Consider the following 278-nt stretch of genomic DNA (forward strand, 5'->3'; position numbering starts at 1 on the left):
TGAAGGTGGTGGACCGGGAATACTCCGAAATGATGATTATGGGGCCTGACGCGAAGTTCATCGCTCGCCTCGTCCTCGATCCTTATTCGGCCACCCTCTACTCCACGACCCCAGCCGTTTTCGAGCGCGTGAAATCGCTTGAGGCGTCTGGAATGCCGCTGGCCGAAGCGGTTGCGAAGGTCGCCTATGAAGGGGTCCGCCGTTGACCCCGCTGGGCATGGTCCAGTGGATGGACGAGAGCAAATCGCTGAACCGGGCCCGCGCCCTAGCTCATGGGC

Annotated in this window: 1 protein-coding gene; it reads left to right on the forward strand. The window is 61.5% G+C overall.

The annotated features are described in order from the left end of the window. Nucleotides 1–206, forward strand: a 206-nt coding sequence (locus ACJDTP_RS27710; RefSeq protein WP_406763037.1) for a hypothetical protein, incomplete at its 5' end; no start/stop codon positions are given. Nucleotides 207–278 lie beyond the last annotated feature (72 nt).

It is taken from the genome of Candidatus Clostridium helianthi (assembly GCF_045310795.1).
Classification (GTDB): domain Bacteria; phylum Bacillota; class Clostridia; order Clostridiales; family Clostridiaceae; genus Clostridium; species Clostridium helianthi.